The 25759-nt window shown below is 58.7% G+C and carries 20 protein-coding genes and 1 tRNA gene; 11 read left to right on the top strand and 10 right to left on the bottom strand.

The annotated features are described in order from the left end of the window. The first annotated feature begins 36 nt into the window (after positions 1–36). Positions 37–1479, top strand: a complete 1443-nt coding sequence (gene mgtE / locus EC915_RS16000; protein WP_133751506.1) for a magnesium transporter — start codon at positions 37–39, stop codon at positions 1477–1479. 125 nt (positions 1480–1604) lie between these two features. Here mgtE and EC915_RS16005 read toward each other — a convergent pair whose 3' ends face one another. The 3 genes from EC915_RS16005 to EC915_RS16015 form a co-directional block, all read right to left on the bottom strand. Next, a complete protein-coding gene (locus EC915_RS16005; protein ID WP_110947489.1) occupies positions 1605–1931 on the bottom strand; it encodes an Arc family DNA-binding protein in 327 nt (108 codons plus the stop codon). 439 nt (positions 1932–2370) lie between these two features. Next, positions 2371–2568: a PA3371 family protein gene (locus tag EC915_RS16010; protein WP_133751507.1), complete on the bottom strand. Its 198-nt coding sequence runs from the start codon at positions 2566–2568 to the stop codon at positions 2371–2373. A 51-nt stretch (positions 2569–2619) separates the two neighbouring features. After that, positions 2620–2862, bottom strand: a complete 243-nt coding sequence (locus EC915_RS16015) for a hypothetical protein (protein ID WP_133751508.1) — start codon at positions 2860–2862, stop codon at positions 2620–2622. A 309-nt stretch (positions 2863–3171) separates the two neighbouring features. Here EC915_RS16015 and EC915_RS16020 point away from each other — a divergent pair. After that, positions 3172–3248: transfer RNA gene (locus EC915_RS16020), tRNA-Arg, on the top strand. 273 nt (positions 3249–3521) lie between these two features. Continuing rightward, complete coding sequence (locus EC915_RS16025; RefSeq protein WP_133751509.1) at positions 3522–3989, top strand: DUF1203 domain-containing protein; 468 nt, start codon at positions 3522–3524, stop codon at positions 3987–3989. Positions 3990–4145: 156 nt separating this feature from the next. Here EC915_RS16025 and mqo read toward each other — a convergent pair whose 3' ends face one another. Beyond that, a complete protein-coding gene (mqo, locus tag EC915_RS16030; RefSeq protein WP_133751510.1) occupies positions 4146–5789 on the bottom strand; it encodes a malate dehydrogenase (quinone) in 1644 nt (547 codons plus the stop codon). 475 nt (positions 5790–6264) lie between these two features. Then, the gene (locus tag EC915_RS16035) at positions 6265–7905 is read right to left on the bottom strand and encodes a methyl-accepting chemotaxis protein (RefSeq protein ID WP_133751511.1); all 1641 of its coding nucleotides are present in this window, start codon (positions 7903–7905) and stop codon (positions 6265–6267) included. 446 nt (positions 7906–8351) lie between these two features. On the opposite strand from EC915_RS16035, the gene EC915_RS16040 reads away from it, so the two are divergent. Together EC915_RS16040 and EC915_RS16045 are read left to right on the top strand one after the other, a co-directional pair. Beyond that, a complete protein-coding gene (locus tag EC915_RS16040) occupies positions 8352–9956 on the top strand; it encodes a tetratricopeptide repeat-containing response regulator (RefSeq protein WP_133751512.1) in 1605 nt (534 codons plus the stop codon). After that, the gene (locus EC915_RS16045; RefSeq protein WP_133751513.1) at positions 9953–10645 is read left to right on the top strand and encodes a sensor histidine kinase KdpD; all 693 of its coding nucleotides are present in this window, start codon (positions 9953–9955) and stop codon (positions 10643–10645) included. Before EC915_RS16040 ends, EC915_RS16045 begins: the two co-directional genes overlap by 4 nt. A gap of 86 nt (positions 10646–10731) precedes the next feature. Here EC915_RS16045 and EC915_RS16050 read toward each other — a convergent pair whose 3' ends face one another. After that, positions 10732–11454, bottom strand: a complete 723-nt coding sequence (locus EC915_RS16050) for a FadR/GntR family transcriptional regulator (protein ID WP_133751514.1) — start codon at positions 11452–11454, stop codon at positions 10732–10734. A gap of 167 nt (positions 11455–11621) precedes the next feature. Then, positions 11622–13364 carry an IlvD/Edd family dehydratase gene (locus EC915_RS16055; RefSeq protein WP_133751515.1) on the bottom strand — a complete coding sequence of 581 codons (1743 nt, stop codon included), beginning with the start codon at positions 13362–13364 and terminating at the stop codon, positions 11622–11624. 220 nt (positions 13365–13584) lie between these two features. Between EC915_RS16055 and EC915_RS16060 the strand changes: the two genes are divergently transcribed. From EC915_RS16060 to EC915_RS16085, 6 genes are all read left to right on the top strand, one after another. Then, entirely contained in the window at positions 13585–14901 is a 1317-nt protein-coding gene (locus tag EC915_RS16060) for an MFS transporter (protein WP_133751516.1), read from the top strand. 33 nt (positions 14902–14934) lie between these two features. After that, positions 14935–15927 (top strand): AraD1 family protein, encoded by a 993-nt coding sequence (araD1, locus tag EC915_RS16065; RefSeq protein WP_133751517.1) that lies wholly within the window; start codon positions 14935–14937, stop codon positions 15925–15927. Positions 15928–16164: 237 nt separating this feature from the next. Next, positions 16165–17490, top strand: a complete 1326-nt coding sequence (locus EC915_RS16070) for an MFS transporter (RefSeq protein WP_133751518.1) — start codon at positions 16165–16167, stop codon at positions 17488–17490. Positions 17491–17679: 189 nt separating this feature from the next. Continuing rightward, positions 17680–17982, top strand: coding sequence for a DUF5629 family protein (locus EC915_RS16075; RefSeq protein WP_133751519.1), 303 nt, complete (start codon positions 17680–17682; stop codon positions 17980–17982). A gap of 185 nt (positions 17983–18167) precedes the next feature. Continuing rightward, positions 18168–19331 (top strand): lactonase family protein, encoded by a 1164-nt coding sequence (locus EC915_RS16080; RefSeq protein ID WP_133751520.1) that lies wholly within the window; start codon positions 18168–18170, stop codon positions 19329–19331. Between the two features lie 188 nt (positions 19332–19519). After that, the gene (locus tag EC915_RS16085) at positions 19520–19702 is read left to right on the top strand and encodes a hypothetical protein (protein WP_133751521.1); all 183 of its coding nucleotides are present in this window, start codon (positions 19520–19522) and stop codon (positions 19700–19702) included. A gap of 459 nt (positions 19703–20161) precedes the next feature. Here EC915_RS16085 and EC915_RS16090 read toward each other — a convergent pair whose 3' ends face one another. From EC915_RS16090 to EC915_RS16100, 3 genes are read right to left on the bottom strand one after another with little or no spacing between them, the layout of a single operon-like run. Further along, positions 20162–20770 (bottom strand): glutathione S-transferase, encoded by a 609-nt coding sequence (locus EC915_RS16090; protein WP_133751522.1) that lies wholly within the window; start codon positions 20768–20770, stop codon positions 20162–20164. Next, positions 20770–24411, bottom strand: a complete 3642-nt coding sequence (locus EC915_RS16095; protein WP_133751523.1) for an AAA family ATPase — start codon at positions 24409–24411, stop codon at positions 20770–20772. The genes EC915_RS16090 and EC915_RS16095 overlap by 1 nt, the downstream gene beginning before the upstream one ends. Continuing rightward, on the bottom strand, positions 24408–25649 hold the full coding sequence (locus EC915_RS16100; RefSeq protein ID WP_133751524.1) for an exonuclease SbcCD subunit D C-terminal domain-containing protein: 1242 nt from the start codon (positions 25647–25649) through the stop codon (positions 24408–24410). Before EC915_RS16100 ends, EC915_RS16095 begins: the two co-directional genes overlap by 4 nt. Positions 25650–25759: the final 110 nt, after the last annotated feature.

Raw genomic sequence — 25759 nt, forward strand, 5'->3', positions numbered from 1 at the left:
TCCGGCGTGGTCCACTGCTGGGAGTGGAGTTCGCCTATGACCGTAATAGAAGTAAAGAAAACCCAAGAAAGCCTTCAGGATCGCCTCGCGCAAGTCGTCGATTTGCTGCAGCGTCAGCGGATTGTCGAAGATCTGGCTCACCGCCAGGAAGGCCAGCATCAGGGTCGCGTTGAAAACCTCGTTCACCGGCAACACCTTGTCGAGCTGCAGCGCAAGCTCGACGATCTGCACTCTGCCGACGTCGCCTATATTCTCGAAGCCCTTCCTGTAGAAGACCGTTTAACGGTATGGCAACTGGTCAAGGTCGAGCGCGACGGCGATATCCTTCTCGAAGTATCCGACTCCGTTCGTGAGACGCTGATCGCCGACATGGACGATCACGAGTTGCTGGCTGCCGCCAAGGAAATGGACGCGGACGAACTCGCTGACCTTGCACCAGAGCTGCCGCGCGACGTCGTGCACGAGTTGATGGAAGCGCTGGACAGTCAGCAGCGTGAGCGCGTGCGCTCCGCCTTGTCCTACAGCGAGGATCAGGTCGGCGCGCTGATGGACTTCGAAATGGTCACCATTCGCGAGGACGTCAGTCTCGAAGTAGTCCTGCGTTATCTGCGTCGTCTCAAGGAGCTGCCGGGCCACACCGACAAACTGTTTGTGGTCGATAACGACGGTGTTCTCAAAGGCGTGCTGCCGATCAAGCGTCTGCTGGTTAACGACCCTGAAAAGCAGGTGTCGGAAGTCATGGCCAGCGACACGGTAAGCTTTCACCCGGACAGCGATGCCTATGAAGCTGCGCAGGCTTTTGAGCGATACGACCTTATTTCTTCGCCCGTAGTGGACAAGAACGGCAAGCTGATCGGCCGTCTGACCATCGATGAGATGGTTGACCTGATTCGTGAAGAGAGTGAGACCGAAGTTCTTAATATGGCCGGTTTGCGCGAAGAGGAAGACATCTTTGCCTCGGTCTGGCGTTCCTTGCGCAACCGCTGGTCCTGGCTGGCGGTCAACCTGATCACTGCGTTCATTGCGTCCCGAGTGATCGGCCTTTTCGAAGGCTCGATCGAAAAACTGGTGGCGCTCGCGGCCTTGATGCCGATCGTGGCTGGCATTGGCGGTAACTCGGGTAACCAGACCATTACCATGATCGTCCGCGCCATGGCGCTGGATCAGGTCAGTACCGGCAACACTTCGCGCCTGATGCGCAAGGAACTGGGCGTTGCCTTGGTCAACGGTGTGGTATGGGGCGGCGTAATCGGTATCGTGGCCTATCTGCTGTATCACAGCTGGTCGCTGGGCGTGGTGATGACTGCAGCGATGACCTTGAACCTGCTGCTCGCCGCCTTCATGGGCGTATTGATCCCCATGACGCTGGTACGTCTCGGGCGGGATCCGGCAATGGGGGCCAGTGTGATGATCACTGCCATGACCGACAGTGGGGGATTCTTCATCTTCCTGGGGCTGGCGACGGTGTTCCTGCTTTAACGGCCGCCAGCATCACAAAATGACCGCTCAGAAGAGCGGTTTTTTTGCATCTGGTTAATCGGCTCATATAACGCCCACAAAAAAGCCAGCTCAGAGCTGGCTCTTTAGTCTCTGGCGTCCGGGACTTATTCGTCGTCGGCGGCCAGGCTGGTGTCGTGTGCGATCAGCGAAACCAGAGCATTCTGCTGGCGGTGGGCGAGCTGACGAAAGCGCTGCAGCAGCTCGCGTTCGTGCAATGACAGCTCAGGGCTGTCCAGGCGCAGCTTAGGCTCATCACCCAGTGCACCTTCTTGAATCAGGCTTTGTTCAAGACGCGCAATGATTTCAGAGTTCATGCTGCGGTGGTTGTCTTTGGATACTTCCGCAATGCGCTCGCGCATGCCTTCCGGAAGACGGACAACGAACTTGTCAGCTGTGCGACTGGAATAATTGGCCTGTTTCATAGGGCTCATATATTTAACCGATTTAGTTCAAAGGAGAGGCGGTTTTTGCATTTGGCCGCGAGATGTCATCCTCTGACTCTCATTTCGGCGAAATGTTCAACCTGCCAGCATAAAGGTCCGTCATCATGCATCAATACGTCGAAACCTTGGCGTCAAATCTGTGACAAATATTGAACTAGATAAAGGCGATTAGCCAGCACCAATTATCCGAAATACGTTCCAGTTTGCAAACTTCATCCGATAGCCATGCCGCTAGGGCCACAAGGCTGCGCGGGGAGTAAACGAACGCTGTAATGGCTATCTGCTCAAAGCGTAGGGCGTGCGGGATGAAATTCAAGAACGCTGTCAGGAAAGAGACGAAGGATCTGTAGGTTGACGCCTGAGAAGGGCACAACAGGCGGGCATAGCAAAGATGGCTGGCAGACGCTACGCAGTCTGCCCAGAGCTGTCACGGCTTGGCTTGACGCAGTACCGGATCAAATTTGATGCGACGGCCCACGAATAATGCGGCTACGAACAAACTGGCGAACACGCCAGCGGCAATTTTGGCGACAGTTCCTACCGTCTCCAGAGGTTCGGGAAGCAGTTGATCAGCGGTAATGGCCATGATGGCCAGAATCAGAAAAGACAGTGCTGCTTTTGACATGATTTTTCTCGCGATAAAAACAAACTAGCAAACCCTTCTGGCAATGCGTTGTCAGAATACCCAGCGTTCGGAGCGATCCACGGGGATGGCCTCATCGGTGTCATTCGCCAGCATGGCGTCTGAACGGTGCGCTGGTTGCGCCAGCGTTGCAGCGAAGCGTGGAGCCTGTTTGACAAGGTAATGCGGTTGAACTTGTACAGCGACGCTCTCGGTTTTGCTGCCGTCGTCCTGAAAGTGGAACGCCACCAGTGCGACCAAAGCCGCAGCATTCAATAAGGAGAGAGTCACGTTCATCTCGGTTACCTTCGTTTGCAATGGGTATGAAGGGGATTGCACGGGAAGGAATAGTGCACGCTGCATGCCAAACGAATTAACTAAAAATATCCTTATAAATCAACGACATAAATGATGAATTCGGGTGCGCTGGGTTGCAGATTGCAATGATGTCATTTTGAGGCATTGCAAATTGCATGGTGACCTTTTCATCAAGGTCAAATGTCTGGCGGATTACAGCCTAAAAAGACAATCACGACATGACAAAACAAAGGCTTGCCGTTAACATGCTCGCCGTCCCGCCATCGCCATTCAGCGCGCTGGCTCTGTGTCTCAGTAGCTCAATTGGATAGAGCATCCCCCTCCTAAGGGGAAGGTTGCAGGTTCGAACCCCGCCTGGGACACCATATAAAACTACCTCTAATGGTTGCTGTCAGAGGTGTGATTCATGCTCTCGACCATCCTTGCCTGTTCCTTTCCTATTTTCCCCCTCATGGCTTTTCACAGCGCCTGGGCCTCGTACCGCAGAACAAGAAGCGTTGCTGTCGCGGGCTGAGCTGCCGTCATCGACGCCCCTGCAAATCGACTTGCTGTAGCGACGAAACCTGTAGCAAGAAACGGATATCCCCTGTGGATCGAACGCCTGTCTCATAGACCTCCCTCTCGGCAGGCAGCTGACCATGACATTTCGTATTTCCGGCCTTTCCCCAGAACCCTTTCGCTCATTTTTTGGCTTACCCGAAGCAGAGTTGGCATTGCTCGGGATCAAGCGTTATCGAGTTGACGCCAAGCCTGGCTTCCCGGACCGCGTCGAGTTGAAAGATGCCGAGCCCGGTGAGAGCGTGCTTTTACTCAATCATGTTTGCCAGCCTGCTGATACGCCGTACCGTGCTTGCCACGCGATCTTCATACGTGAGGGCGCTACGCAGCCCTACGACGCTGTCGACAGCGTGCCCGAGTCGATGCGCATTCGTTTGCTATCGCTGCGGGCATACAGCGAAAGCGGGATGATGCTCGATGCTGATGTCATCGAAGGCGTGGCGATTGAGTCGCTGATCGAGCGGATGTTTGGCAACCCGCAAATCAGCTACATCCATGTACACAATGCCAGGCAAGGGTGCTACTGCGGCCGCATAGATCGTGTGTAGGTACCGTGAGAGGTCAGCCAAGGCGGGGTTATCGACGTAATTCGGGCCTGTTTGTCCGGTGTGCAGCAGCTCAAGGAGAGGCCATAAAAAAGCCACGGGATTTGATCCCCGTGGCTTCATTCACAGCGTCACCAGTGCCGATAGCGGCAGCGATGTTTACAGCGCCATGTCGTTCGCAGGCTTGCTTTCGGCAGGCTTGCCAGCCGGGGTGCTAGTACCGGTACCCACACTCTGGTCGATAACCGGAGGCTTGCCCAGTTGCAGGACTTCGGCGGTGTAGTTCCATTCCTGTTGCACAGCGGCCGGCGAGTCATTCAGCTTGGTGCCATAGCTGGGCACGATCTGACGGATTTTCGCTTGCCACTCTGGCGTTGCCACCTGGGTTTTGAAGATATTTTCCAGCACGTTCAGCATGATCGGTGCAGCGGTCGAAGCGCCCGGTGATGCGCCCAGCAGAGCGGCGATGGTGCCGTCCTGGGAGGAAACGACTTCGGTGCCCAGCTTGAGCACGCCACCCTTGTCCGCGTCGCGCTTGATGATCTGCACGCGCTGACCGGCCTGCCACAGGCGCCAGTCTTCTTTCTTGGCGTGCGGGAAGTACTCCTGCAGCGCTTTGAAGCGGTCATCATCAGACAGCATCAGTTGACCGGCGAGGTACTCGACCAGTGGGTACTGCTCGATACCGACCTTGGTCATTGGCCAGAAGTTGTGCGTGGTCATGCTGCTGAACAGGTCCAGATACGAACCTTCTTTCAAGAACTTGGTGGAGAAGGTGGCGAACGGGCCAAACAGGATCACACGTTTGCCGTCGAGCACGCGGGTGTCCAGGTGCGGAACCGACATGGGCGGCGCGCCTGTGGAAGCAATGCCATAGGCCTTGGCCATGTGCTGCATGGCTACGGTTGGGTTATCGGTCACCAGGAACGAACCGCCCACCGGGAAGCCTGCGTAGTCGCGAGCTTCGGGAATACCGGATTTCTGCAACAGCTTCAACGCGCCGCCGCCCGCACCGATGAACAGGAACTTGGCGTCGGTACCGGAGGTGGTGCCGTCTTTCAGGTTCTTGTACTCGACGTGCCAGGAGCCGTCTTCGTTACGGGTGATGTCATTGACTTCACTGGACAACTTCAAGTCGAAGTTCGAACGGGTCTTCAGGTAGGACACGTATTGACGAGTCACTTCGCCCCAGTTGACGTCCGTGCCGATTGGCGTCCAGGTGGTCGCCAGCTTCTGGGAAGGGTCGCGACCTTCCATCATCAGCGGAACCCACTTGGCGATCTGCGCCGGGTCTTCGGAGTACTGCATCGGGCGGAACAGCGGGCTGGCTTGCAGCGCGTCATAACGCTTCTTCAGGAATTTGATGTTGTCGTCGCCCCACACGAAGCTCATGTGCGGTGTGGTGTTGATGAACGACGGCGGGTTCTTCAGGACGCTGCTTTTGACCTGCCAGGAGAGGAACTGACGGGTCACCTGAAACGCTTCGTTGATTTCGATGGCTTTGGAGATGTTGACCTTGCCGTCTTTATCCTCAGGCGTGTAGTTCAACTCAGCCAGGCCGGAGTGGCCGGTGCCTGCGTTGTTCCAGCCGTTGGAGCTTTCCTCGGCGACGCCGTCCAGACGCTCGATCATTTCCATCGACCAGCCTGGCTCCAGCTCGTTGAGCCAGACGCCCAGCGTTGAGCTCATGATGCCGCCGCCGATCAGCAGCACATCGACTTTCTTGTTTTCTGCGGCATGGGCTTGCAGGAAGGTCGCCGAAATCGCCAGGCCCAGTAGAGCCTTGCTGGTTTTCTTGAACATTGAGTCATCCAATAGATAGAAAGTTATCCGCCTGCAGCCCTTCTTCAGGCGCTATCCCGCGGCGTCGCATGCCGCACCCGGCGCAACGTCAAACAGGCTTCGCTCTCGGAAGACGAGGAGGAAGGGTCAAAAGGCCAGTGGTCTGACGGCCTCTCGTTCTATGTCCCTCGGTGCTGGCTTTTTATTCGATCATTGGATTCAGCAGCTTGAGTAAACATCTACCCCCGCAGGACTCGGTCATCAGGTCCAAGCAAAGCTGCGGGAGGGTGGCGATTGTACCTGAAATGTGATTTACGACAAATCATGTGACGGTTTAGTCAATACGCCAATGTGTCACAGGTGGCAAAAAGACGTCGTTTACGCCGGGGCTTGGGGCCGATAATTGTCGGGCCCCGCACCTGGCAGGAGTGCGGGTATTAACTCATTGCCCACGACGCTTCTGGCGCTTTAGCGCATCGAGCGCTGGCGGACCGGATCAAAGGGTGAACTTTCCGACCATGGTAGTGAACGACACCGCCAGGCGAGACAGCTCCTGACTGGACGTACTGGTCTGACTGGCGCCAGAGGCGCTCTGGGATGACAGGTCCTGAATATTGACCAGGTTACGGTCTACCTCACGAGCGACCTGGGCCTGCTCCTCGGCAGCACTGGCAATGACCAGGTTGCGTTCGTTCATCTGGCTGACGCCACTACTGATGCGCTCCAGCGCCAGACCGGCTTCACCGGCCAGCGTTTGAGTGCTGACTGCCAGCGCCTGGCTCTTGCTCATCGCCTGCACTGCCTCGTCAGCGCCGTTGCGCACAAGGGTTATCATGGATTCGATTTCGCCGGTCGACGCCTGAGTACGATGCGCCAGAGCGCGAACTTCATCGGCGACGACGGCGAACCCGCGACCTTGTTCGCCTGCACGGGCGGCCTCGATGGCCGCGTTAAGTGCCAGCAGGTTGGTCTGTTCGGCAATGCCGCGGATCACGTCAAGCACCTTGGTGATGTCGCGGATCTGTCCGGCCAGCGCTTCGACGCGTTGGGTCGACTCGCTGATTTCCGTGGTCATGGTATTCATCGCGGTGACAGCCTGCTGAACCTGGTGCTGACCCTTGATCGCATCGTCGGCGGTCTGGGTCGAAACCTGTGAGGCGCTTGCAGCATTGCGAGCCACTTCTTCGACCGCAGCAGTCATCTCGTTCACGGCGGTTGCCGCCTGCTGAATCTCGTCGTTCTGACGCATCAGTCCGCGGGTGCTGTCATCAGTGATGACCGTGAGTTCTTCTGCCGCTGCGGCCAACTGGAAGGATGCGTTGGCAATCTGCTGCACCGTGCCCTTCAGGCTGCCCTGCATGTGCGACAAGGCCTGCAGCAGTTGCCCGGTCTCATCGCGGCCGCCTGCGGCAATCGTGTGGGTCAGATCCCCGCTTGCCACTCGCGAAGCGCTGTCTACCGACTGATAAATAGGCTTGGTGATCATCCTCGTGACGATCAGTCCCAGGGCAATGGCGCAGATCACGGCGATCAGCGCGCCTATGGTCAGGATCCACGTCACCTGCCGGTTCGTGTCGATCCCGGCCTGAGCCGACTCACTGGCCTGGCGTGAGTTGGATTCAATGATGATTTTGAGCTCGGCCATGGTCTTGCGATAAACAGGTGTAACGCTGTTTGCCGCCAGTTGACTGGCCTGTTCCAGATCGCCACTTTGAATGACGCTCAAAGTGTTCTGCAACGCTGCCAGGTAAGCGGGCCAGTCTCTAAGGAATTCGTCGCCGGCTGCTTTTTCATCGTCCTCAAGTGGTGTACCGCGATAGATGGCGAAGTCGCTTTCGGCCTGGGCCTGATTTTCCTTGAGCGCCTCAATCACAGCGTTAATGTCATCCGGGCTGGCTTTGAGCGCACTCATACTGATGATCTTGAAAAAGTCCCGGTTGGTGGCGATGACATTCGCCTTGACCGAATCCACTTTGGCGACCGAGAGCATGCTGTTGTCCACCGTGTCCTGAAACAGGTCATACAGACGCGAAATGCCATGCTGCCCCAGGACGCCGACTACTATAGTGATCAGCGCACAAAGACTAAATGCGGACAATAGTTTGTATTTGAGTTTCAGATGGATCAGCCAGGTCATAAGTGATACTCGGGCAGGAATGAAAATGCGACTTACACAGGCCGCTTTCCATGCATATCGGCGCAAGCAGAATGGACTTTACTTATTTCACGCAAACTTCTAATAAGTTTGGCATTTAGTGCACTTTTCCCGGAAATTAAACACAGTACGTGAACGATATTTACATTGGAGCGCTTCTAAAAGAGAAGCGGATGCGGTTGGAAGTGCTCGTCTGAAGCAGTGAAATGCTGCGTTTTACGGCGACTTTTTGCCTGGCTTGACCTAAGTTTTCCGAATCGAAAGCCGATAACCGCTACACACGACCTGCGGCCTCGTGTATGTAGTCACCCTCAGATGCAATCAGATTGATGGCTTGCTGCGATGAGGCATCATCAGCACCGCTGCGGCGGGCCGCGTGTTGTGTAGTCCCTTATAGGCTGTTTATTTATCCCGTGACAGGAATCCCGATGCTGGCGTGGAACCAAAAAAGCTTTCTGATCGTCGATGATTTCTCCGATTTTCGAAGTTCGGTCAGATCGATGCTGCGCGAATTGGGCGTCAAGGAAGTAGACACCGCTGAGACGGGCGAACTGGCAATCAGGGCCTGCTCGCAGAAGCGGTACGACTTCATCCTGCACGATTTCAATTTGGGCGACGGCAAGAAGAACGGCCAGCAGGTCCTCGAAGATTTGATGACCGACAGGTTGATCAGCCACGAAAGCGTGTTCGTCATGGTCACCGCCGAGAACAGCCAGGCCATGGTCATGAGTGCACTGGAATGGGAGCCTGACGCCTACCTGACCAAGCCTTTCAACCGTGCCAGCCTGGCGCAACGGCTGGAAAAGATCGTCCAGCGCAAGAACCTGCTCAAGCCGATCCTGCAGGCACTGGATCGCGGCAAACCGGCTGAGGTGCTGGCCGCTTGCGTCAGCCTGAGCAAACAGGATCCGCGCCTCGCGCCGTTGTGCCTGCGTTACAAGGCCGATGCGCTGCGCGACCTCAATCAGCACGAGGCGCTTGAAGGCTTTCTCAAATCCATTCTGACTGATCGCCCGCAACCCTGGGCCTACGTGGCGTTGGGCAAGCTGTTGTTCAAGCGCGCACGCCATGGCGAAGCGCAGAAGGTCTACGAAGATGCGATTCGTGCTTTCAACGCGATGCCGGTGCTGTACGACGGTCTGGCCGATGTACTGATGGCCAGTGGCGACAACGGGCGCGCGCAGAAAATGCTTGAAGAAGCGGTGCGTCTGTCGCCCTACGCCGTGCGTCGTCAACGTCTGCTGGGCAAGCTGGCACTGGAAAATCAGGACTTTGATGGCGCTTCGAAAGCGTTTCGTCAGGCCGTTTCCCAAGGTCAGTTTTCCCGCTTCAAGGACCCTGAAACCAACCTCGGGCTGGCGCAGGCGTTGATCAGTCGTGGCGGCGAGCGCGGCCTGGATGCGCGGACCCGCGTGGAGATCAACCAGACCCTGGGTGAAGTCGCCAAAGAGCACACCAGCGACGCGGGCCTGCAGGTACGGGCTCGTTTGATGAAAGCCACCAGCGTTGCCGGTTCCGATCCGGAAATGGCCGCCAAGCTGACTGAACAGGCCATGGCGCGCCTGGAAGGCATGGAACAGTTTCTCAGCGCCGATGCGGCATTGGCAGTGGCCTCCCAGCTCAAGCAACTGGGTCAGGAATCGGCAGGTGCCGGCATTCTGAAAAGCTGTGCTGAAATCTATGGCGTTGATCCGGCGGTGATGCAGAGCATCGCCAGGCAGACCGACGATCCGCAAATTCTCGGTGCCGGCAAGGCGGCCATCGATTTGAACATGCAAGGTATCCGCAGCTACCGCGCCGGTAAGCTCGGCGAGGCCCAGGACCTGTTCCGCCGAGCGCTGGCGCTGCAACCGAAAAACATCAGTGTTGCCCTGAACATGGCCCAGTCGCTGCTGCACGTAGGCGTGCAGAACCTTGATAACGCCAGCCTGCAGGAGTGCCGGAACAGTCTGAAAATGGTGGGCATGATGCCCGACACCGATGCACGCTACGACCGTTATCAGAAACTGCGGAACAAGGCGTTTGGCGAATGACTGAGAAGGATTCGGGGCTGGATTTCTCCATGGTGATTGCCTCCACCGTGCACGACATGAAGAACTCCCTGGCCACGCTGATCCAGGCTCACGGTGAGTGGCTCAAGCAGCTGCCGCAGGCTCAGCGCAGCACTGCCGAGCAAGGTGTGATCGATTATGAGTTTGCGCACCTGAACGGCATGCTCGTGCAGTTACTCGGGCTGTACAAGCTTGGGGTGAATCAGTTGCCGTGGCGTCCGGATTATCACGAACTGGATGACTTCATCGAGGCACAACTGGCGTTTCATCAGGAAGTGTTGATCAGTCGCGGTATCGCTGCGCGGTATGAGGTTGGCGATTTCGATTTGCCGGGCTTTTTCGATCGTGAACTGGTCGGGTCGGTGGTCTCGAACGTGATGATCAACGCCATTCGCTTTGCGCGCGAGGAAGTGCTGATCACCGCGGGCCAGGTCGCCGGGCAACTTGTCATCAGTATCAACGACGACGGCCCGGGATTCCCCGAGCACATGATCGCGCAGCAGACCGATTATGTACTGGGCATCAACCAGAGCAGCGGCAGCACGGGGCTGGGTCTGTACTTCGCCGCAAACATCGCGCGCCAGCACCAGCGCCAGGGTATGAAAGGGCATATCGAGATCGCCAACGGCGGACGGCTGGGCGGCGGATTGTTTCGTATCTATCTGCCCTGAAACACCGCAGGTTACGACGCCAGCGAACGCGGCGGGTCGGTTGCTCAAGGTGATCTGAAGCATCGCCTTCGCGGGCAAGTGCGCGCTTACAGCTTCAAGCCTTGCCCCAACACCACATTCAACGCATTACGCGCGTCGTCCAGTTGGACCAGCGTGGCATGGTGGGCGCCGAGGGCGTCGCGGTTTTCGATGGCGGTTAGGATCGCCCTATGGCGGGGCAGGGCAAGTTCGTGCAGGTTGGGACGCTGGTTGGAGTGTTTCAGCGCTTCGCGCAAGGCCAGCGACAGCATGTTGCACAGATGCGCCAGCAGGTCGTTATGGGTGGCGTCGGCGATACGGCTGTGGAAATCGAGGTCCGGTTGCAGCACTTCCTCGACGCTCTGCGCGGCGGCCATGCGCTGATAGGCCTCGCCAATGGCGTCGACCTCATCAGGCGTCGCATGCTGAGCTGCCAATGCCGCCGCGGCCGGTTCGATGATGCTGCGCACACTGGTAAGCAACGCGAAGAATTCGTTCTGCGGCGAGCTCTGCATCATCCAGTGCAGTACATCAGGGTCGAGAATGTGCCATTCGCGACGCGGCTTGACCACTGTGCCGACCCGTGGCCGCGAGTACACCAGGCCCTTGGCGACCAGCACCCGCGTGGCTTCGCGCAACACCGGGCGACTGACCGCGTACTCCTCACACAACAGGGCTTCGGCAGGAAGCTTGTCGTCAGGCTTGAAGCGGCCTGAAACGATCTGCATGCCGATGTCCTGGACAATACGCGAATGCATGCTTTTTCGGTCGGAGGGCTTACGGTAATCCATGGGCGGCGAGGCGATCCTGAACGGGAAATGCCGCGCATCATAGCATTGGCGGGAAGCGCCGGGCGCAAGTGCAGATGTCGGGGCATTTCAGGCCAGCCACGGTATGCCGGCTGGACGTCAAATACCTGCAGGAGCCCGCAAGCCGGCTCCTGCAGGTATTGCGCCGATCAGTGCGAGTGCCGCGGCACTTCCGACCCACGCATTCCCACCAGGAAGTCAAAATCGCAACCCTGATCAGCCTGCATCACGTGGTCGATATACAGCTGACGATAGCCGCCCACCAACAACTGTTGCGGGGCCTGCCAGTCAGCCAGGCGCGCAGCCAGTTCTGCCTCGCAAATATCCAAATGCAATCGGCCGGTCGTGCAATCCAGTTCGATGTAGTCGCCTTCCTGCACCACGGCCAGCGGACCGCCTGCAGCGGCTTCCGGCGCCACATGCAAGACCACGGTGCCATACGCCGTGCCGCTCATGCGGGCATCCGAGATGCGCACCATGTCGGTCACACCCTGGGCCAGCAGCTTGGCCGGCAGGCCCATATTGCCGACTTCTGCCATGCCCGGATAACCCTTGGGGCCACAGTTTTTCATCACCAGAATGCTGTTGGCATCGACGTCCAGATCCGGGTCGTTGATCCGCGCTTTGTACATGTCGAAGTTCTCGAACACCACGGCACGTCCACGATGCTGCATCAGTGCAGGGGTCGCCGCCGACGGTTTAAGGACAGCACCCAACGGCGCCAGATTGCCGCGCAGGACGCAGATGCCGCCATCGGCGCGGATCGGGTTATCCAGTGCCCTGATGACCTCGTCCTCACCATAGATCGGTGAGTTTTTGACGTTCTCGCGCAGGCTCTGACCGTTGACCGTCAGTGCGTGGGGGTTGGGCAGCAGATTGGCCTCATCCATGCGGCGCAATACTGCGGGCAGCCCGCCTGCGTAGTAGAACTCCTCCATCAGGAAGCGACCGGACGGCTGCAGGTCGACGATGGTCGGCATGCCGCGCCCCATGCGGGTCCAGTCGTCCAGTTCCAAATCCACGCCGATGCGTCCGGCAATGGCTTTTAGGTGAATCACCGCGTTGGTCGAACCGCCAATGGCTGCGTTCACGCGAATGGCGTTTTCGAAGGCTTCTTTGGTCAGGATCTTCGACAGCCGCAGGTCTTCATTAACCATCTGCACCGCGCGCATGCCAGACATGTGTGCCAGCACATAACGGCGCGAATCCACGGCGGGAATCGCCGCGTTATGTGGCAGCGAGGTGCCCAGTGCTTCGGCCATGCAGGCCATCGTCGACGCCGTGCCCATGGTGTTGCAGGTGCCCGCCGAGCGCGACATGCCCGCTTCGGCGGAGAGGAATTCGTCGAGGCTGATCTGGCCTGCCTTATACGACTCATGCATCTGCCAGACGATAGTCCCGGCGCCAATGTCCTTACCTTTGTGCTTGCCGTTGAGCATCGGCCCGCCGGTGACGACGATGGCCGGCACATCACAGCTGGCCGCGCCCATCAGCAGGGCAGGGGTGGTCTTGTCGCAACCGGTCAGCAGCACCACGCCGTCAATCGGGTTGCCACGAATCGCCTCTTCCACGTCCATACTCGCCAGGTTGCGGGTCAACATGGCAGTGGGACGCAGGTTCGATTCGCCGTTGGAAAACACCGGAAACTCGACGGGAAAACCACCGGCCTCGATGACGCCGCGTTTGACGTGCTCGGCGATGGTCCGGAAGTGGGCGTTGCAGGGGGTCAGTTCAGACCAGGTGTTGCAGATGCCGATGATGGGCTTGCCCTGGAACTGGTGGTCAGCGATGCCCTGGTTCTTCATCCAGCTGCGGTACATAAAGCCGTTTTTGTCGGCAGTACCAAACCATTGGGCAGAACGCAGGACAGGTTTCTTATTGGAATCAGGCATAAATCATCACTCTTATTGTAAGACTAAAGGCTCCGCGTCTGATTAAAATAGGCTGAAAAGCGTCAGGTTGGAAGAGTTGTCACGTTAAATAGTAATACTATATAGTCGATCCAGATCGATGGACGACCCTGTCAGCCGTGTACCGCAAACACCGGCACACACGAAGGCAGAGGCGATCCACGCAGACGTCCATAACAAAAACAATGTGGAGACCGCATACATGAGCCAGGAACTCAGGCTTATCCGTCGCATCACCCTGAAACTGATTCCTTTTCTGATCCTGTTGTACCTGATTGCGTATGTGGACCGTTCGGCCGTGGGTTTCGCCAAACTGCATATGGGCGCGGACATCGGGATCGGCGATGCGGCCTATGGCCTGGGCGCGGGGCTGTTCTTCATTGGGTACTTCCTGCTGGAAATCCCCAGCAACCTGATGCTCGAGCGCTTCGGCGCCCGCCGCTGGTTCGCCCGGATCATGGTCACCTGGGGCGCGATCACCATGGGCATGGCGTTCGTCCAGGGCCCAACCAGCTTTTACCTGATGCGCTTTCTGCTCGGCGCCGCCGAAGCGGGCTTTTTTCCGGGCGTGCTGTATTACATCACCCAGTGGTTCCCGGTGCGCCATCGCGGCAGGATTCTCGGGCTGTTCATCCTGTCGCAACCCATTGCCATGTTGATCACTGGCCCGATTTCCGGAGGCCTGCTGGGCATGGAAGGCATTGCCGGTCTGCACGGCTGGCAGTGGCTGTTCCTGTGCATCGGCGCCCCCGCGCTGCTGCTGACCTGGCCGGTGCTACGCTGGCTGCCGGATGGCCCTGAAGACGTGAAATGGATGGACCCGGTTGAGAAACAATGGCTTTGCGGCGAGCTGAAGAAGGACCTGGAGGAGTACGGCCAGACTCGTCACGGTAATCCGCTGCATGCCCTCAAGGATAAGCGCGTTCTGCTGCTGGCATTGTTCTACCTCCCTGTCACCTTGAGCATCTATGGCTTGGGTCTCTGGCTGCCAACCCTGATCAAGCCGTTTGGCGGCAGCGATCTGGTGACCGGTTTCGTGTCTGCCGTGCCTTATTTCTTCGGCATCGTCGGATTGTTGCTCGTGCCGCGCAGTTCCGACCGGCTGAACGACCGCTATGGTCATCTGGCGGTGCTGTATGTGATCGGTGCCATCGGCCTGTTTTTCAGTGCGTTCCTGAGCGTACCGGTCCTGCAACTGGCGGCGCTGTGTCTGGTGGCGTTCGCACTGTTTTCCTGCACAGCGGTGTTCTGGACCCTGCCGGGACGTTTCTTCGCAGGTGCCAGTGCGGCGACCGGCATTGCGCTGATCAACTCGGTCGGCAACCTGGGCGGCTATATTGGTCCTTTCGTGATCGGCTGGCTGAAGGAGCTTACAGGCAACCTCGCCAGTGGTTTGTATTTCCTCTCGTGCGTAATGATCTGCGGATTGATACTGACCGGTGTCGTCTATCGTGTGCTGGAGCGCAAGCACGCGCTGCCGCCATCCAGCTTCGCGGCCAGCGCTCGCAGCTCTCGTTAAGCGCCTGCGGCCCTCATTAAAAGGAGTCTTGATATGCATTTGGTTCAATTCGAATTGGGTAACGGCCAACGTCGCGTCGGTCTGGTGGATGGTGCGCTGGTGCGGGAAGTGCAAGGTGCGACCACCACACGTGAACTGGCCCTGGAGGCCATCGAAAGGAAAATTTCCCTCGCCGAACAGGTCGACCGCCTCGGCCTGGGTGAAGGTCACGATTATTCGCAGCTGCGCGCCGACCTGATGATTCTGCCACCCCTGGATCACCCGGACCCGGCGCACCTGCTGGTCAGCGGCACCGGACTGACGCACCTGGGCAGTGCCTCGGCCCGCGACAAGATGCACCAGCATGGCAATGACGAGTCGACCATGACCGACACCATGCGCATCTTCAAATGGGGCCTGGAAGGCGGTAAACCTGCAGCCGGGCAGGTGGGTGTACAGCCGGAGTGGTTCTACAAAGGCGACGGCAGCATTGTCATTCGTCCCGGTGAGTCTTTCCCGCAGCCGCCGTTCTCCGAAGACGCCGGTGAAGAGCCGGAACTGAGCGGCTTGTATGTCATCGGCCACGATGGCAAGCCTTATCGCCTGGGGTTCGCCATCGGGAACGAGTTTTCCGATCACATCATGGAGCGCAAGAATTACCTGTACCTGGCCCACTCCAAGCTGCGTGCCTGCTCGTTCGGGCCTGAGTTGCGGGTCGGCGATCTGCCACCACACCTGGCGGGCACCAGCCGCATCCTGCGCGACGGCCAGGTCCTGTGGGAGAAAGAGTTCCTCAGCGGCGAGGCCAACATGTGCCACAGCCTGGAAAACCTTGAGTACCACCACTTCAAATACAGCCAGTTCCTGCGTCCGGGTGACGTGCACGTGCATTTCTTCGGCACCGCGACCCTGTCCTTTGCTGATGGCATCAAGACCCAGGCGGGCGATCATTTCGAGATCAGCCAGCGTGAATTCGGAGCTTCCTTGATCAACGGGATCGCGCCGGCCGAGGCGGTGTTTCAACCGGGAGGGATCAAGCCGCTCTGATGCGGTGATCAGCGCCTTGGTTCGAAGCACCCTGATCACCTGTAGCCGCGAACCCGTTGATCGTGCCAACGCTGCGCGTGGCAATGCAGCCCTTGACGCTCTACGTCAACCGGACGCGAAGCGTCATGAGCGCCGTTACCACGCAGAGCGTGGGAACGATCAACAGATTGCGAAACATGCACCGCGCGTTCAACGCAATACCCGACACCCCCATAAAAACAAACGAGGTGCGCCCCCATGACTGCTAACGCCATTGCGCTGGAACAGCTCGACACCGACGCGCTGGAGGACAGCATCTACCGCAAGGTCAGCTGGCGCATCGTGCCGTTGTTCATTTGCTGCTTCCTGTTCGCTTATCTCGACCGGGTCAATATCAGCTTCGCCAAGCTGCAGATGGTCAATGACCTGGGCTTGAGCGAAACAGTCTACGGTCTGGGCGCCAGTCTGTTCTTCGTTGGCTACTTTCTGTTCGAGGTGCCGAGCAACGTATTGCTGCACAGGATCGGCGCGCGCATCTGGATCGCCCGGATCATGGTGTCCTGGGGCATCGCTTCGGCGTGCATGATGTACGTTCAGACCGAATTCTGGTTCTACTCCCTGCGCTTTCTGATCGGCGTGATGGAGGCTGGGTTTGTGCCTGGTGTGTTGTATTTCTTCACTCAGTGGTATCCCAGCTCACGGCGTGCGCGGGTCAATTCCTACTTCAAAAGCTCCATACCCTTATGCGGCATTGTGGGCGGGCCTATCGCCGGCATGATTCTCGGTCACTTCGATGGCTTCATGGGGTTGGCCGGCTGGCGCTGGCTGTTTCTGCTGGAAGGCATCCCTTCGGTGCTGTTGGGGGTCGTGGTGTTCTGTCTGGTCAAGGACCGAATTGAAGACGCGACCTGGCTCAACGCTCAGGAAAAACAGGTGGTGCTGTCGCGCATGGCCAGGGAGGTGAAGCCTGCCACGCCGCAGAAGGTCAAGGACATCTGGAAGCATCCGACGACCTATGTGATGTCGGCGATCTACCTGTGTCTGGTCATGGCGCTGACCGGGCTGTTGTTCTGGATGCCGCAACTGATCAAGAGCGCGGGCGTGGCCGACACCTTGAACATCGGCTTGCTGAGCGTGATTCCTTACGTGGGTGCGGTGATCGGTAATCTGCTGATTGGCGCCAGCTCCGACCGCCGCAGCGAGCGACGCTGGCACATGGCGGGCTGCGCGACATTGACCGCTGTGGGGTATCTGGTCTGCGCGTTGTTCCCTGGGCAACTGCTGCCTTTGATGGTCGGCATGACCATCATCATGACCGGCCTCATCGCCTGGATGCCGATTTTCTGGACCATCCCGCCACGCTTCCTCAGTGGCATTGCCGCTGCCGCAGGCATTGCCTTGATCAACTCACTGGGGCAGCTCGGTGGCGTCATCGCGCCGTTCATGGTCGGTCGCATCAAGGACCTGACCGGCACCGCAACGCCTGCGCTATTCGCCTTGTTCGCCGTGAGCGTACTGGCTATCGCTTTGATCTTATGGGGTATTCCGAAGCGCTATTACGCCAAGGATGCGGCGCAAGCTTAAGGACCGTAAGGCTTGGGCGCTGCACCTAAGGCAGTGGGAGCGATCTTGCTCGCGAAACAAGGGTGCAGTCGACAAGCTCCAGAGTTGGGGACGCTTTGGCGAATGAACTCACCCCGCAAGGCCTGCATTACGCCCGCTATGGGTGCTTTTGACCTATCATTCGCGCTTTCACCCACGCGAACGATTGCCATGACCCACACGCCCGACACCTTGCGCAGCGCCCTGCAAACCGCACTCACCTCACACAGCATGCTGGAGATCGATGGCCTGCACGCCTTCGAATTCACTCTGGACGAGATGCTGTACATCGAAAGCATGGACGGACGCGAGCGCAAGGTCTGGCGCTTCTCACTGGCGCAGGTCGACGCTGCCCAGTTCGACGGCGAACTGCAAAGTTGGGTCATCAGCGACGGTAATGCCGATCACCGCATCCTGGTGCTGAGCGCGTTTAGCGCCAGCGACGAGGATGAAGAGGACGACGAGCAGGCCTGATACCAAAAGGTCAGTCGTCAACCCGACGGCTGACCCGTGACCGACGGGGATCAGTTGCAGCCAACCCACCCTGAGCGGCAATGCGCTGATCGATCGTCCAGGCAACTACTCCCCGCCCATCACTGTCATAGCCCTGACTCCCACGTGAACAGCGCGCCAATAACTCCAAAAACGAGATCACCCAAATGACTCCCAGATTCCTGCCATGGCTGGTGCTCGCCAGCAGCCTTACCGCCATTTCCGCTCAGGCCAAACCCATGACTGACTACGACGTACTGGTAGGTGCCTACACCGCTGGCGCCAGCGAAGGTATTTACCGTTACGGCTTCAACACCCAAACCGGGCAGCTTGAAGCCAAGCCGCGTCAGGTGATCAAAAGTGAAAACCCCTCCTGGCTGACGCTCTCCAAAGACCAGCGTCATCTGTTCGTGGTCAACGAAAACGGTCCGGGGCAGACCGAGGTGGTCGGCAAGGTCAGCAGCTTTGCCATCGATTCCAAGACCCACGCCGTATCGTTCATTAATCAGATCGACAGCAAAGGCGAGGAACCAACCCATTCCAACCTGAGCCTGGATGGCCGTTTCCTGTTTGTCGCCAACTACGCCGTGCACCCCGATCCGGGCGGTTCATTGGCCGTGGTGCCGGTGGGCAAGGACGGCACGCTCTCAGACGTCGCGCAGACCGCCACCCACGAAGCCAGCAAGGTCAACCCTGAACGTCAGGCCTCATCCCACGTTCACTCCGCTGTGCCGACACCCGATGGCAAGTACCTGATCGCCATGGATCTGGGCGCCGACAAGCTGTTTGTTTTCAACTACGACGGCCAAAATGCCCAGCCGCTGCAACCTGCCAAAACCCCATCAATTGACTTGCCGCCTGGCAGTGGCCCGCGTCACCTGCTGTTCAGCAAGGATGGCAAACACGCCTGGCTCACCATGGAAATGAGCGCCCAGGTGGCCGTGTTCGATTACCACGATGGTGTCTTCAAGCGCACTCAACGGGTGGATCTGGCGAATAAGGAGGGTCAGCAATACCGCGCCGGTGGCGGCCTGCACACGTCGCCAGACGGGAAATTCCTTTACGTCGCCAATCGTGGCGAGGCCAACGAGCTTGTGGTGTTCAGCATCGCTTCGGCCAACGCCCAGTTAAAGGAAGTTCAGCGTCGGTCGGTGGAAGGCAAGGAACCGCGGGAGTTCAACTTTGACCCCAGCGGCCACTTCGTGCTGATCGCCAACCAGAAAAGCAACCAGATCGTCACCGTGCGCGTAGACCCGAAAACCGGCCTGCTTGGCGATACGGTGCAGAAAGTTGACTTCGATTCGCCTTCGGATTTTCGTTTTTTGAAGTGATGAACTCTGGCAAGTGACACATTGACGCAGGCTGTAGCCCTTGATCTATAAGGGCTGCGGCTCTGTATTAATTAAATTGATAAGGGCTAGTGGCAGAAAAGATTTTTTCTGAAAGCGTCTCGGGCGTAACTTTCATTCCACGGCCACGACGGTCAAGACTTGAAACGAACCACACCGAGGTACGCATCATGAACTTCAATATCTTCTCCATCATCGCCGCGTCTGCCATCTCCGCCACCGCTGCATTACCCGCCAATGCCAGTGTTGAAGCCACAGACAAAAAAATCAGCTCGACCCAGACCTACACCCCCAAATACCTGCAACAAAGCGCCAATTTCTATGCCGCCCTGGACCACAAAACCCAGCAATGAACAGAGCCTGCGGTAAATCCATTCCCCGTTAACGACGGTCACGTGTCATGAGTCATCGATAACGGGGAATGGATTTTCAAGCATTGAATTCCAATGGTTAGCTGCTCCAGGGTGCTCTGCTCCAGGATCAGGAACGCTTTCGCGAGCAACTTCGCCGTTAGCAGGCTGACGCGACCCACTGACCACTGCGTGTCAGGCCATGTGTCAGGTGCAGGCGAGCTTGTTCGCGAAAGCGTTGGATTCCCTCCCTTTGGTCCCCGTCTGCTGAATAGCGATGGGGATTTTTTTTGCACCAGATTCATGCGGTCGTGCCAATACAGGGATGGCAGCTTGGCTCCCGCATGTGCTCAGGCACCGCTTCTGGTCAGCTTGCGATCCACCCCTCCCACCTATGACTGTATCCCCGCTAAAGACACAAGCTTCTTGAGCTGTACGGCAGAGGCCAAGGCGGTCTGCGGCTCAAGGGCTGAGCTTTGCCATGGCGTTCAAGAACAGCGCCGACTCCAGAAACCGCTTCAACCACGCCTGCAATTTCGGATATGGGCTTTGCCAGAACCAGTCCGGGTCGACAGAGCAGAACTGACGTACGAAAGGTGCCAGCGCGAGATCGGCCAGAGTCAGGCGGTTTTTGAGCAAACACTCATGCTCGCTCAGCAGCGCTTCCAGCTTGCGCAGAAACGCTTCACCCCGGACGCGGTATTCCTGCTGAGTGAACTCGGGGTAGCGCACGGCGTATTTGTAGTGGTCCAGATCGGTCTTGAACGTGCTGTCGTTTTCGGCGATCAGTTCGGCAATTTGCCGTTGTCCTGCAGGGTCTGCGCCCAAGGACCAGTCGTCAGGGTCATGCTGCGCCAGGGCCCAGCGCATGATGTCCAGGCTCTGCTTCAGCACCTGGTCATCAAGGACCAGCACAGGGACCGTGCCTTTCGGCGAGCGCTCCAGCATTTGCGCCGGTTTGGCCTTGAGGCTGACTTCCACCGTGTCGACCGGTACGCCCGAGTAGGCCAGTGCCATGCGCGCCCGCATGGCATAAGGGCAGCGGCGGAAGGAGTAGAGCAGGGCGGCCATCAGTTGACCTCAAGGGTGCTGAGGCCATTGCCCTGGCGACGCACTTGAATCTGTACCGGAATCCGCTCGTGCATTTCCTGAACATGGGAAATCACCCCGACTTTACGCCCCTGAGCCTGCAAGCCATCCAGCGCATCCATCGCCAGTTGCAGCGACTCGGGGTCAAGGCTGCCGAAGCCTTCGTCGATGAACAGCGATTCGATCTTCAGGGTGCTTGAGGCCATCGACGCCAATCCCAGCGCCAGTGCCAGCGACACCAGGAAGGTTTCGCCGCCGGACAGCGAATGCACCGAGCGCAGTTCGTCGCCCATTTCCGTGTCCATCACCAGCAGGCCGAGCATGCTGCCGCCGCGCTTGAGACGATACCGGCGTACCAGCTGTTTAAGCTGAACGTTGGCGTGATGCACCAGCAGATCGAGGTTATAGGCTTGTGCGATCTTGCGGAATTTGTCGCCTTCGGCTGAGCCGATCAGGGTCGCCAGACGGCCCCAACGCAGGTATTCGTTGTGAGCTGCTTTGATCCTTTCCTGCAACTCGCTGTTGGCGTTGCGACGGCGTTCGTCTTCGCTGACCTGCGCGCGCAAGTCGGCGCACAGTTGCTCGTGAGTCGCCGACTGTGCCTGCGCCTCGCTCAAGGCGCTGGTCAGTTGCTCGGCATCGTTGATATTGCTGTGCTGTGCCTGATGTTGCTGCAGTTGAGCCTCGCGTTCCTGCACCAGAACCCTGGACTGCTCCAGGGATTTTTCGCTTTGTTGCAGGCGGTGGCGCAACGCATTGACGTTCCCGTCGCTCAAGGCCAGCAGCGCATCGAGGGCGGCGTCGTCCAGTTCGCTGTGCTGGCTGCGCCACTCGTTGATCTGCCGATCAAGGTCAACAACCTCCTGTTCCAGTGCCTGCTGTCTGTGCCGTTCACCCTCAAGCTCGGCGGTCAGTTTGATCAGCCCGCTGCGTGCCGTTTGCAAGGCCTCTGATGTCGTGGCCTGAGCCTGTCGTGCCTGTTCAACGGCTTGCTCCAGTTGTTGCTGCCAGTGCTCTGCGCTTGGGTGATCGCCGAGCAGATCCTGCAACCGCTGCTTCACTGCGGCCTGTTGCTGCTGGCTCTCTGCGAGACGAGTCTGCAGCTGCTGATGCTGTTGCTGACGCCCCTGCTGAGCGATCTGTTCGCGCTCGATGTTCAGCGCGCGTTCGCTGTGCTCCTGCTGCTCGTCCTTCTGCTGTTCGAGCTGTTCGACGCGGCGGGCAATATCGTTGTCCAGTTGCATGAAGCTCTCGGTGGCCGATTCACGCCACAAGGCCAGGCTCTCGGCGGGCAGTAGCGGCTCGAATTCCTGCAACGCGGTCTCGAACGCCTGATTGTCCAGCGAGATGTTGCGCTGCTGATCGTCCAGCACCTTCATGGCCTGCTGGCTCGCTTCGCGCGCGTCCTGCACCTGTTGCTGCAGGGACTCAGCGTCGCGTTGTACTTTCAGCAACCGCGTCTGGCGTTGTTCGGTACTGAGGATTTCCTGTGCCAGCTGATGCAGTCGCTCGCTGAGCCAGTCACCGCGCAGGTGTCCAGGCTGCTCCAGCAGACGCGAGTAAAGCTCATGGGTTTCGAGATCCGGTGTGAGGGTTTGCAGTTGCTCGCCCAGTTGGTCCTGTTGTGGTTTGGACTGCTTGAGCTGATGGTTCAGCTCGGCGACTTCGGCGCGCAGTTCGGCAAGCTTCTCGCTCAGCTGGCTGACCTTCAGCCGTGCTGTGGTTTCTTCGTTGTCATCGTGGCCGGAAAGCGCCTCAAGCAGGGCCTCGACCTGGTGATAGGGATGCTCCTCGCTGCCGCACACCGGGCACGGCTGATCATCTACCAGTTGCTCGCGCAGTTGTTCGACGCTGGCGCTGCGGGCCAGACGCTGGCGTTGCAGCAAGTCCACCGTCACCTTCAGCGCCTGCTCGGCCGCCTCGTGTTCACCCTTGAGTTGCAGCCCTTTGGCGATGCTCTGCGCGCGCCGTTCGGTGGCCTGTTGCTGCTGCGTCTGTACCTGTTGCAGACGAGCGGCGACGTCCTGATGCCGCTGCCACAGGCGCTCCAGTGAATCGCTGGCGCTGTGCTGCTGACGGTTGTCCTGTAACAGCTGGCCGAGCCGTTCGATTTCCTGACTCACGGCGTCGGCCTTGACTTGAGCATCGTCGTACAGCGCTTGCAGCGCGCTGCGACGTTCGCTCAGGGTCTGCTCGGCGCGGGTCGAACCCTGCTCAAGTGCGGGAAGCTCTTCGCGTCCTTTGTTCAGCCGCGAACTGATCAGCACGATCTGCTGCAGGCGAGGGCGATAGGCCGTCCACGACTGGCTCAGCGAGTCCAGCGCCGCGCTGCCCTGCAGCTGTTCGGTGATCGATTGCAGACGTGTTTGGACCTGTCGTTGCTGCTCGTTCAGTTGATCGAGCGCGGCCTGTGCGTCTTTGTTGGCCTGCTCGGCATTGCGTGCCTGTTCGCTGATCTGCTGTAGTTGATCGTTCAGGTGATTGAGCTGGAGTTGCTGTTCGAAAGCCTGACTCAACGATGGTTTGGCGTTTTGTTGATGTTCCTGAGCCTGCTGCAGGCCGCTCTGTGCGGCCACGACCTGGCTTTGCAGATCAGTCAGAGTGGCCTGGATTTGCGCCTGCAACTGGCCCTGCCTCTGAATGCTTGCAGCCAATGGCGCCAGTTGCGCGTGGAGTTTGTTGCGCTGGGCGAACACATGCCGTTGCGGCGCCAGGCGGTCCAGCTGAGCCAGTTGCTGGCGCTCGCTCGCTTGGTGATCCCAGGTGTGCTGCGCGCTGTTCAACTGTTCATTGGCGGCCAGATGGCTGTCGCGCAATCGCTTCAACTCACCGAACCATTGCTGTTTCATCTCCAGTTGACGCAGTTGCGCCTGTGCCAGCTTCATTTGCTGTTGCGCTTCGGTGAAGCGCAGTTCCAGCTCCGCGCGCAGCTCTGGCTCAAGGGGCGTCAGGTTACCGGCCTGGGCATTGAGGATCTTCAGCGCTTCTTCGGCTTCCTTGCACTTGCTGTAGGCGCGACGGCCGAGCTGGCTGTAAATCGCCGTGTCGGTGAGCTTTTCCAGCAACTCGCTGCGCTCTTTGTCGTCCGCTTTCAGGAAGGCGCTGAATTCACTTTGGGCCAACATCACGGCGCGGGTGAACTGCTCGAAATTGAGCCCCAGTCGCGCTTCGAGCAGGGTTTTGTATTCGGTTTTGTTCTGGGTGCTGAGGATCTGCTCGCTGTCCAGGTCGGTCAGGGTCTGGCGACTGGCCTGCAGCTTTTTCGTCGCGTTGTCACGGGCGCGGTTGGTCTCCCAGCGTGCGCGGTAACGACGCTTGTCGATGCCGACGAAGTCCACTTCCGCATAGCCGCTGCCGGTGCCGCGACGCAGCAGGTTGCGCGGGTCGTTGGTGCTGATGTCGCCATCGACCTCCGGCACCTTGGATTGGCCGACGTTGTTCAGTCTCGGAATCGCGCCGAACAGCGCAAGACACAAGGCGTCGAGCAACGTACTTTTGCCGGCGCCAGTGGGACCGGTGATCGCGAACAGCCCGGCACTGGCCAGCGGTTCTGCGGTGAAATCGAGCTCGAACGGACCGGCCAGTGAAGCGAGGTTTTTCAGGCGAATGGCAAGAATCTTCATGGCTGTTCGCTCTCCAGTTGCACGTCTTGCAGCAGGCTGGCGAAGTCCTGCAACGTCTGTTCGTCGACCTCGCTGCCGTAATTGTCGAGCCAGGCGCGGCTGAACAGTTCCTGCGGGCTGAGTTGATCCAGTTCGATCAGTTCACGTTCATTCTCATCATCGCCGCTGCCTTTGCCCGCGTACTCGGCGGCGATGCGCACCAGGCGCACGGCTTTGCCGGTCAGCGCGGATTCGATCTGGTTGCGCAGGTCCGGTTGCGGTTCGTCCAGGCGCACGCGGACTTCGAGCCAGGGTTGGCGGTCGATATCGGCCAGCAGGTCGATGTCCGGCAGCGCCTTGAGTTGCAGCAGCAGTTCGACCAGCGGCGCCGGGCCGACCCGTTGCAGGTTGACGGCGCGCGGAATCAGCAACGGTTTGACGCTGACCAGCTTGTCGCCTTCGCAGTCGATTTCGAGAATCTGGTGCGGGTAACCGATTTCCGAAAACGACAGGGGAATCGGCGAGCCGCTGTAGCGAATTCTGTCTTCGCCATTGACCCGTTGCGGCTTGTGCAAGTGGCCCAGAGCAACGTAAGTGATGGTGTCGTCGAACAGGCTGGCTGGCAGTGCCTCGACATTGCCGATGATCAGGCTGCGTTCGGAGTCTTCCGACACCGAGCCGCCAGCCATGTGCGCGTGGCTGATGGCGATCAGGGCCTGGCCTTTCTTGCGTTTCTGGTTGGCGGCGGCGATGAGCATTTCGTGAACCTGACCGATGCCGCGCAGGTAGTTGTCGCCCAGCGTCAGGCCGGTGACTTCGGCCGGACGTAGAAACGGCAGTGCCAGGCACCAGCCAAGGACCTTGCCCTTGGCATTGGGCAATGGCAGCAACAGACGTTCGACATCGAGTACCCCGTCGTCCAGCCACAACACACGGCCCAGCGCGTGGGTGCGCAGACGCCGCATCAGCGGCGCAGGCAGTTCGATGCGCGAGCCGGAATCGTGATTGCCAGCGATCATCACGATGGTCAATTGCGGGCTTTGGTCATGGGCGCTGACGATGAAGTCGTACAGCTGTTCCTGGGCTTTGACTGGCGGGTTGACCGTGTCGAAGATGTCGCCCGCGATCAGCAGCACATCAGGTTTGCGCTCGGCCAGACGGGCCAGCAGCCATTGGAGAAAGCTGCGGTGTTCGAAGTCCCGCTCCTGGCCATGCAGGTTCTGGCCCAGGTGCCAGTCGGAGGTGTGGAACAGACGCATTGGAGTACCTTGGTTCGAATGGTGTCATGTGGTCCGCGCCGAGGCCCTTGATCGTTCCCGTGCTCTGCGTGGGAATGCCGGGTCGGTCGCGTTGCGGCCATTGATCGGTA

The sequence above is a fragment of the Pseudomonas sp. LP_7_YM genome, from assembly GCF_004364435.1.
Classification (GTDB): Bacteria; Pseudomonadota; Gammaproteobacteria; order Pseudomonadales; family Pseudomonadaceae; genus Aquipseudomonas.

Excerpts from the sequence above, each read along its gene's own strand:
- EC915_RS16045 (WP_133751513.1), top strand. The coding sequence starts at position 9,953 with ATGACTGAGAAGGATTCGGGGCTGGATTTCTCCATGGTGATTGCCTCC.
- EC915_RS16035 (WP_133751511.1), bottom strand. The coding sequence starts at position 7,905 with ATGACCTGGCTGATCCATCTGAAACTCAAATACAAACTATTGTCCGCA.
- EC915_RS16090 (WP_133751522.1), bottom strand. The coding sequence starts at position 20,770 with ATGGCCGCCCTGCTCTACTCCTTCCGCCGCTGCCCTTATGCCATGCGG.
- EC915_RS16025 (WP_133751509.1), top strand. The coding sequence starts at position 3,522 with ATGACATTTCGTATTTCCGGCCTTTCCCCAGAACCCTTTCGCTCATTT.
- EC915_RS16050 (WP_133751514.1), bottom strand. The coding sequence starts at position 11,454 with ATGGATTACCGTAAGCCCTCCGACCGAAAAAGCATGCATTCGCGTATT.
- EC915_RS16070 (WP_133751518.1), top strand. The coding sequence starts at position 16,165 with ATGACTGCTAACGCCATTGCGCTGGAACAGCTCGACACCGACGCGCTG.
- mqo (WP_133751510.1), bottom strand. The coding sequence starts at position 5,789 with ATGTTCAAGAAAACCAGCAAGGCTCTACTGGGCCTGGCGATTTCGGCG.
- EC915_RS16085 (WP_133751521.1), top strand. The coding sequence starts at position 19,520 with ATGAACTTCAATATCTTCTCCATCATCGCCGCGTCTGCCATCTCCGCC.
- EC915_RS16005 (WP_110947489.1), bottom strand. The coding sequence starts at position 1,931 with ATGAGCCCTATGAAACAGGCCAATTATTCCAGTCGCACAGCTGACAAG.
- EC915_RS16095 (WP_133751523.1), bottom strand. The coding sequence starts at position 24,411 with ATGAAGATTCTTGCCATTCGCCTGAAAAACCTCGCTTCACTGGCCGGT.
- EC915_RS16040 (WP_133751512.1), top strand. The coding sequence starts at position 8,352 with ATGCTGGCGTGGAACCAAAAAAGCTTTCTGATCGTCGATGATTTCTCC.
- mgtE (WP_133751506.1), top strand. The coding sequence starts at position 37 with ATGACCGTAATAGAAGTAAAGAAAACCCAAGAAAGCCTTCAGGATCGC.
- EC915_RS16080 (WP_133751520.1), top strand. The coding sequence starts at position 18,168 with ATGACTCCCAGATTCCTGCCATGGCTGGTGCTCGCCAGCAGCCTTACC.
- EC915_RS16055 (WP_133751515.1), bottom strand. The coding sequence starts at position 13,364 with ATGCCTGATTCCAATAAGAAACCTGTCCTGCGTTCTGCCCAATGGTTT.
- EC915_RS16075 (WP_133751519.1), top strand. The coding sequence starts at position 17,680 with ATGACCCACACGCCCGACACCTTGCGCAGCGCCCTGCAAACCGCACTC.
- EC915_RS16015 (WP_133751508.1), bottom strand. The coding sequence starts at position 2,862 with ATGAACGTGACTCTCTCCTTATTGAATGCTGCGGCTTTGGTCGCACTG.
- araD1 (WP_133751517.1), top strand. The coding sequence starts at position 14,935 with ATGCATTTGGTTCAATTCGAATTGGGTAACGGCCAACGTCGCGTCGGT.
- EC915_RS16100 (WP_133751524.1), bottom strand. The coding sequence starts at position 25,649 with ATGCGTCTGTTCCACACCTCCGACTGGCACCTGGGCCAGAACCTGCAT.
- EC915_RS16060 (WP_133751516.1), top strand. The coding sequence starts at position 13,585 with ATGAGCCAGGAACTCAGGCTTATCCGTCGCATCACCCTGAAACTGATT.
- EC915_RS16010 (WP_133751507.1), bottom strand. The coding sequence starts at position 2,568 with ATGTCAAAAGCAGCACTGTCTTTTCTGATTCTGGCCATCATGGCCATT.